This is a genomic window from Shuttleworthella sp. (genome assembly GCF_057251025.1).
In genome coordinates, this window is record NZ_DBHIDN010000038.1 from 1 (window position 1) to 8,072 (window position 8,072).

General features: G+C 52.2%; 4 protein-coding genes and 1 tRNA gene. All 5 read left to right on the top strand.

Features of this window, described 5'->3' with window-relative positions; translation table 11 throughout:
• Nucleotides 1–86 precede the first annotated feature (86 nt).
• The 5 genes from ACO5R6_RS07350 to nrdD all read left to right on the top strand — a co-directional run bounded on the left by ACO5R6_RS07350 (nucleotide 87) and on the right by nrdD (nucleotide 7,717).
• The gene (locus ACO5R6_RS07350; RefSeq protein WP_485626537.1) at nucleotides 87–731 is read left to right on the top strand and encodes an ATP-binding cassette domain-containing protein; all 645 of its coding nucleotides are present in this window, start codon (nucleotides 87–89) and stop codon (nucleotides 729–731) included.
• Nucleotides 732–794: 63 nt separating this feature from the next.
• Entirely contained in the window at nucleotides 795–1,730 is a 936-nt protein-coding gene (locus tag ACO5R6_RS07355; protein WP_485626538.1) for a helix-turn-helix domain-containing protein, read from the top strand.
• A 276-nt stretch (nucleotides 1,731–2,006) separates the two neighbouring features.
• On the top strand, nucleotides 2,007–5,057 hold the full coding sequence (gene lacZ, locus ACO5R6_RS07360; protein WP_485626539.1) for a beta-galactosidase, LacZ type: 3,051 nt from the start codon (nucleotides 2,007–2,009) through the stop codon (nucleotides 5,055–5,057).
• Between the two features lie 58 nt (nucleotides 5,058–5,115).
• Nucleotides 5,116–5,198: transfer RNA gene (locus ACO5R6_RS07365), tRNA-Leu, on the top strand.
• A 266-nt stretch (nucleotides 5,199–5,464) separates the two neighbouring features.
• Nucleotides 5,465–7,717: an anaerobic ribonucleoside-triphosphate reductase gene (nrdD, locus tag ACO5R6_RS07370; protein WP_485626540.1), complete on the top strand. Its 2,253-nt coding sequence runs from the start codon at nucleotides 5,465–5,467 to the stop codon at nucleotides 7,715–7,717.
• The last annotated feature ends 355 nt before the right edge of the window (nucleotides 7,718–8,072 follow it).

Here is an 8,072-nt window from a genome sequence, read left to right on the forward strand (position 1 = left end):
AACTATATTTTTGACGATTGTTTTCTGCCCCAAAAGTTTTGGGAAACGTCTTCAAAGAAGAATAAAATGAAAAAAAAAGGTTTATTGTGGTCTATACAAAAAGCCTGGCTCTTCCGGCCAGGTTATCTTGTTATATCCGTATTGCAGGCAGTATTGAGTGGTTTCTTGCCAGTAGTATCTGCCATTCTTATGCAGAGCGGAAGCAACTTTCTATAGAACAATATCGACAGCATATGTCAGCACTATTTCAGGACTATATTAAGTATGAAACAACTGTTAGAGACAATCTTTTTTTGGGTGAAAAAAATTTTGACGAGGAGCTTTCTGAGAATTTGTTACAACTTGCGGAAATGGTAGAGTTTAAAGATGCTTTGGATGAACCTCTCGGTTATCGATTTCAAGATGGAAGAGAGCTTTCGATTGGGCAGTGGCAGAAGATGGCTTTTTTAAGAGCGCTTATAAAATCTTCTTCTGTTCGCCTTTTGGACGAACCAAATGCAGCTTTGGACATTATAGCTGAGGATCGTCTTTTTTCCTATTTTGATCAGACCAGGGGAAAGCATTTGGATATTATCGTAATACACCGATTTCACAAAATATTAGAGAGCGCATCTGAAGTTGTTGTGCTAGAAAAGGGGAGAATCTGTTCCAGAGGAAGCCACCAAAAAGTTTTTGCTGAAAATGATTTTTATCAAAGCCTTTGCCGGGCGGGAAGAGCAAGAGAGTTATAATTATCCTGTAATTTGAAATGATGAGACCGGGATTTACCGCGATAAAGACAGGAGAAGGCGGGGGTGAAGAAACACACAGCACTTGAATTTCGCTATTACAATATGCCGACGGGCTCTTATATTCTGCCGCTCTACGGTGATAGCTGGAGAAGGGAGTACGGCTGGGATACGGGGGACACCCAGCATTTCCACAACTGCCTTGAGCTAGGCCTCTGCCACGAGGGGAGGGGCGAGGTGCGGATCGAAGACCGGGTCCTTCCCTATGAGGACGGTATGTATACCATGATCCCAGCCCATGTGCCCCATACGACGAAGAGTGTGCCGGGCAACCTCTGCTTCTGGGAGTATCTCTTTGTGGACATCGAGGGCTTTCTCAAGGATAAGCTGCGGATGGACTCCAGACGGCGGATGGAGTATATCCGGGCCCTCAACCACCGGGGGACGATCCGGACGATGAAGAATCATCCGCAGGCGGGACGGCTGATCCTGAGGATCCTGGATGAATTTCGTCAGAAGAAGCTATTCTATGAGGAGGCCATTCACGGGGCCTTCTATGCCCTGATCATCGAAATGCTTCGTCTTGATATTCAAAGCGGGGGAGATGAGCAGGGAATTCGGATGAACAGCTCCATTGAGGCGGCCCTTCAGTATATGGAAAGCCATTACAGTAAGAACCTGAGAGCAGGCCAGATCAGCCGGGCCTGCGGACTCAGCGAGAGTCATTTTCGCCGGACATTTGAGGAAGTGATGCGGGTTTCCCCAATGGATTACCTCAACCAGATCCGCATCAAGAATGCATGCAATCTGATCAACGAGAAGAATGTCTCTATGGAGGAGATCGGAAGAATGGTCGGGTATCAGACGCCCTCGACATTCAACCGCAATTTCAAGCGGATTACAGGAATGCAGCCCTTGCGCTGGAAGCAGGAGGTATCAACGCATCGAGGGCGTATTGCGGATTTCAACGTCAAGGCCCTCAAGGGCTGGAATTTTGAATAGTCGAATTTGCATAGAAATACATCAGAAATTAAAACAAATTCCCCTTTCGATGGAATACCATACAAATATGTCAAAACGATCTGAAATTCACCGGTAGATTTTGTGCGAATTTCACAGAGAAAGGGGTTTCTATGAGACGTAAGTTACTGTCGCTTTTACTGATGGGAACGATGACAGCGACTGCATTTGCGGGATGCGGTTCTTCAGGAACGAAGACAGATGCGTGAAATTTAACAGGGAGCTTCTCAAGAGGCAGCTAGAAGATAGAGGTGACTTATGCAGAAGTTTGAGTATGATATCGTGGCGGATCCGAGAATCTTCCGGCAGAATCGTCTGGAGGCCCACTCAGATCATCGGTTCTACAGGTCTTTGGAGGAGCTGGAGAAAGGGAATTCCTCATTTCGCCATTCTCTGAACGGGGACTGGTATTTTACCTGGGCCCCCAATTGGGAGGCGGCGGACAAGGACTTCTTCCGGCAGGATGTGGACTGTCACGCCTGGAAGACCATCCCCGTGCCTGCCCATATCCAGATGGAGGGATACGGCCTTCCCCAGTACTGTAATACCCAGTATCCCTGGGACGGCAAGGAGGAGATCCTGCCGGGAGAGATCCCCCGGATCGATAATCCGGTGGCCTCCTATGTCAGCTACTTCCGCCTGCCTGAGGCCTGGTCCCCGGATGAATCTCATCCGGTCTACATCAGCTTCCAGGGGGTGGAGTCTGCAATCGCCCTCTGGTGCAACGGCTCTTATGTGGGCTATTCGGAGGATTCCTTTACGCCCTCCGAGTTCGACCTGACGCCATATCTTGGGGCGGGGGAGAATAAGCTGGCGGCTATGGTCTTTCGCTTCTCGGCCGGATCCTGGTATGAGGACCAGGATTTCTTCCGCTTTTCCGGTATCTTCCGAGAGGTCTTTCTCTACACGGTTCCCCGGCTTCATGTCAGAGACCTTAAGCTGACGGACAGGCTCGCGGAGGATTTCTCCGAGGCCGGTCTGTCTGTGGATCTGAAGCTGCAGGGATCCTGTCCCGGGGGACGGGTGGAACTCCTGCTGACGGATGGGAAGTCAGAAGTGACAGGGGAAATCGACCCGGATGAGCTAATCTGCGGAGTGCAGCTGACCCTGCAGAACCCCATGCTCTGGTCCGCGGAGGACCCTCATCTCTACCGGCTTCGGATTCGGCTCCTGGATTCGGCAGGACAGGTACTTGAGCTGGTGGAGGAGTCGGTTGGCTTCCGCCGTTTTGAGTGTGTGGACGGGATCATGTGTCTGAATGGCAAGCGAATTGTCTTCAAGGGAGTCAACCGCCATGAATTCACTTCAGATAAGGGAAGAGCCATCTCCGAGGAGGATATCCTGAACGACCTTCTGATCATGAAGCGCAACAATATCAATGCGGTGCGGACCAGCCATTATCCCAATCAATCCGCCTTCTACCGCTATTGTGACCGGCTCGGCCTCTACGTAATCGATGAGACCAACCTGGAGACTCATGGCTTCTGGGAATCGATCATGATCGGAGCCAATGACCTGTCTGCGGCTATTCCGGGGGACCGGCCCGAGGCCTATGCCATGATGATCGATCGGGCCAGATCCATGTATGAGAGAGATAAGAACCATGCCTGCATTCTGATCTGGTCCTGCGGCAACGAATCTCTCGGAGGATCTGTCATCTATGAGATGAGCCGGCACTTCCGGCGCTGGGACCACACCCGTCTGGTGCACTATGAGGGGGTTGTCCATGACAGCCGCTATCCGGAGACAACGGACATCTACTCCACTATGTATTGGCCTGTAGACCGGATCAGGGAGACCCTTAAGGAGACGAATAAGCCCTATATCAGCTGTGAATACGCCCATGCCATGGGAAATTCCTGTGGAGCCATGCATAAGTATACAGACCTGGCGGATACGGAGATGCGCTATCAGGGTGGCTTCATCTGGGACTTCGCGGACCAGTCCATCACGACGAGGAATCGGTTCGGAGAGACCTATGAGGCGTATGGGGGAGACTTCGGGGATCGGCCCTGCGACTACTCCTTCTGCGGTAACGGGATTGTCTACGGGGGCGCGGGACATGAGATCTCGCCCAAGATGCAGGAGGTCAGATACAACTACCGCAATGTCAAGCTGGAATTCTGCGGCGGACAGGTGAAGATCTACAACGACAACCGCTTTACGGACTTGTCTTCCTATGAGATCATCGCAACTTTAAGGAGGGAGGGAGAGATGATCCGGCAGATGCCCCTTTTCCTGTCCCTGGCTCCCCTGTCCCGGATGACCATCGACCTTCCCATCCCCATTCCGCAGGAGGAGGGAGAGTATGTCGAGGAGATCAGTTTTCGATTGAAAGAGGACCGGGACTGGGCCAGGGCCGGATATGAGATGGCTTACGGAGAGGGCGTCTACGGGACATGGAGAGGAAGAGGCCTGCGGACCGGGCAGGGGCTTCGTGTCGTCCGTGGCTGGATGAATACCGGGGTCTACGGGGATGATTTCTCCGTCCTCTTCTCCGGTCGATTCGGAGGAATGATTTCCTATTGCTATCAGGGGAACATGCTCTTTTGTGATATGCCCCGGCCCAATTTCTGGCGTCCCATGACGGAGAACGATCTGGGCAATATGCAGCCCTTCCGGTCCGGTCAGTGGAAGATCGCCAGCAGCTATGCGTCTATGATGAAGGAACACGGGAGGACGGCGGACTACTATCGCGTTGAGGAATTGGAGGACTCGGTCAGGGTGACTTACACCTATCATCTGCCTACGACGCCGGCGAAGGACTGCTTCCTGACCTATCAGGTATTCGCCGACGGGAGCGTCGCCTGCCATCTGGAGATGGAGGAGACAGCCGAGGTCGGGCAGCTGCCGGAGTTCGGCCTCCTCTTCACCATGGACGCCGATTATGATCAGCTGCGCTGGTACGGAAGAGGCCCGCAGGAGACCTATATCGACCGCCCGCACGGGAAGCTGGATGTCTTCTCCAATCGGGTGGCGGACAATATGGCCAGCTACCTGCGTCCCTCCGAGTGCGGCAACAAGATTGATGTCCGCTGGGCCGAGTGCAGGAACGCAGAGGGGCATGGCGTTCGATTCGCCATGACAAATACGGCCTTCAACTTCTCTGCGCTCCCCTATTCGCCGGATATGATCGACTGCGCCCAGCACGCCTATGAACTTCCCAGAGTCGACAAGACCTGGATTCGGATCGCCAAGGCCCAGATGGGCGTGGGCGGGGATGACAGCTGGGGCGCCCTGGTCCACCCGGAGTACTGTATTGACAACAGCAAGAAACTGGAATTTGATTTTGTCTTCCGAGGGATTTGAATTGTGAGGGGAAATCACCTAATATAGGTAAGAGACTTCTGAGGAAGTCTCTTTTCAGGCGGCCGTGGCGGAATTGGCAGACGCGCAAGATTTAGGTTCTTGTATCTTCACGGTGTATGGGTTCAAGTCCCATCGGCCGCATTTTCCGGTCTCCGACCCTTGACTTGAGAAAATTGTATTAAAATAACGTACAATATTGCCCCCGTTTGGCCATTCGCTGAACGGGGGCAAAATCAGCATATGGTGTGTTATATGTAAAAAGGCACACAATATCTAGTGCTTTTTTGTAACTCTTGTATATAGACAGTCAGATCAGAAGACCCTATAATGGTCATCGTACGACAAATTGATTGTGATATTAACACAGTTTTGGATCCGCATATATCCGTGAAATGGGGAGGAAGAAGATGTACGACGAGAGATTGGATGTCAACATGGATGAGAGCAGTCACATTGTCTATGTGATGAAGCGGTCCGGGGAGCGGGTGCCCTTTGACCTGGATAAGATCATCAAGGCGATTCAGAAGGCCAACAACGAGGAGGGCATTGTCTCTGAGCGCCTGACCGAGGGAGAGATCGCGGGGATGGCTTACGGCATCATGAAGGATGCCGAGAATACGGGCCGGGACCTGTCTGTCGAGGAGATCCAGGACAAGGTAGAGGATGCCCTGATGGGGTCCGGCAAGCACAAGGTGGCCCGCCTTTATATTACCTATCGCTATAAGCACAACGAGATGCGCAAGATGAGTGCCATTGATCAGAAGATCGCCGGCGTTGTGGAGCGGGAGAACGAGGAAGTCAAGCAGGAGAATTCCAACAAGAACCCCACGGTCTTATCCGTGCAGCGCGATTACATGGCCGGTGAGTGGTCTCGCTATTATACCAACCGCTATTTGCTCCCGGAGGATATCGTGGCGGCTCATAAGGACGGTCTGATCCACTTTCATGATGCCGACTATTTCGCCCAGCATATGCATAACTGCTGCCTGGTGAACTTAGACGACATGCTGCAGAACGGAACCTGCATCTCCGGCACCCACATTGATACCCCGCACAGTTTCGCGACTGCCTGCACGGTTGCCTCGCAGATCGTGGCCCAGGTGGCGTCCAGCCAGTACGGCGGGCAGACCATCACCATGTCTCACCTTGCCCCCTTCGTTGATGTCAGCCGCAATAAGATCAGAAACCGCCTGCGTGAAGAGCTGGCCGAGGCCGGTGTTGCGATCTCTGACGGCAAGTTCGATGAACTGGTGGAGAAGGAAGTGCGCAAGGAGGTTGAGTCCGGCTGCCAGACCATCCAGTATCAGCTGATCACCCTCCAGTCGACCAATGGACAGGCCCCCTTCGTCACGGTCTTCATGTACCTGCATGAGGTTCCGGAGGGCCGCCGGCGCGATGACCTGGCCATGATCATCGAGGTGATGCTCCGCCAGAGAATCCAGGGAATCAAAGACCGCAGGGGCAACTATATCACACCGGCATTCCCCAAGCTCATCTACGTCCTTCAGGACGACAATGTGGAAGAGGGGAGCAAGTACTTCTATGTGACCAGGCTGGCGGCGGAGTGTACCGCCAAGCGGATGGTCCCCGACTATATCTCAGAGAAGAAGATGCTTGAGTATAAGGGGGATGTCTATCCCTGCATGGGCTGCAGGAGCTTCCTGACGCCGGACCGCTTCACCGATGCGGGCGTCGGCAATATCGGCAAGGCCGGAAACTATGACGCCAAGAAGCACAAGTACTATGGCCGTTTCAACCAGGGCGTTGTCACGATCAACCTGGTCGATGCTGCTTGCTCCTCCGGGGGAGATGAGGACCTCTTCTGGAAGATCATGGAGGACCGCCTGGATCTCTGCCACAGGGCCATGCGGATCCGCCACGAGCGTCTTCTGGGTACGCCCTCGGATGTGGCACCGATTCTCTGGCAGGATGGGGCCCTGGCCCGCCTGGAGCCGGGTGAGACCATAGACAAGCTTCTCTATGACGGCTATTCCACCATTTCCCTGGGCTATGCCGGTCTGGCCGAGTGCGTCTACTACATGAGGCATGTGTCCCACACCTCGGATTCCGGCAGGGAGTTCGGCCTGGCTGTCATGCAGCTCTTAAACGACAAGTGCAATGAGTGGAAAGCCAGAGAGAATATTGACTACTCAGTCTATGGCACGCCTCTGGAGTCCACGACCTATAAGTTCGCCAGGAATCTGCAGAAGCGCTTCGGGAAGATTCCCCATGTCACGGACAAGAATTACATCACCAATTCTTATCACATCCATGTGGGGGAGGAGATCAATGCCTTTGACAAGCTATCCAAGGAGGCGGTCTTCCAGGTTCTCTCTCCGGGCGGCGCCATCAGCTATGTTGAGGTCCCCGATATGCAGTCCAATATCCCTGCGGTCCTGGCTGTCATGAGGCACATCTACAATACCATCATCTATGCAGAGCTCAACACCAAGAGTGACATGTGCGAGGCCTGCGGTTTCGACGGGGAGATTCAGATTGTCAAGGACGAGACCGGCAAGCTGATCTGGAAATGTCCCAACTGCGGCAATACCAATCAGGCTCTTATGCATGTGGCCAGAAGGACCTGCGGCTACATCGGAACCCAGTTCTGGAATCAGGGCAGAACGGCAGAGATTGCAGACCGGGTTCTGCATCTGTAAGGGAAGGATGTGCATAGCTTATATGCCACAGGAATGATGTGGAAGAAAAGTTAAGGACGGCCTTTTCTTTGGGAGGTCGGACAGACAAAGGAATTATAAATGACAAAGAGGGATATGCCGGTCAGAGATGGCAGGATATCCCTCTTTTTATTTTATAAATATGGAATGCTCGCGTAACGAGTATTCCATATTTGATTTCTGTATAAAGAGGAAAACCAGCATATCTAGATAAAAGCGAAAGAGTATGTTTCATAAATCGTAGTTCGTAGTTTGCAAAAAATATTTTTTATATTACTTTACAAAAAACAAATAGATGCTATTTTAAAGAAAAAGCAATATACAAATCATTATAGAT

What these genes read in the sequence shown, in the direction of transcription:
- lacZ (WP_485626539.1), top strand. Translation starts at nt 2,007, where the DNA reads ATGCAGAAGTTTGAGTATGATATCGTGGCGGATCCGAGAATCTTCCGG.
- nrdD (WP_485626540.1), top strand. Translation starts at nt 5,465, where the DNA reads ATGTACGACGAGAGATTGGATGTCAACATGGATGAGAGCAGTCACATT.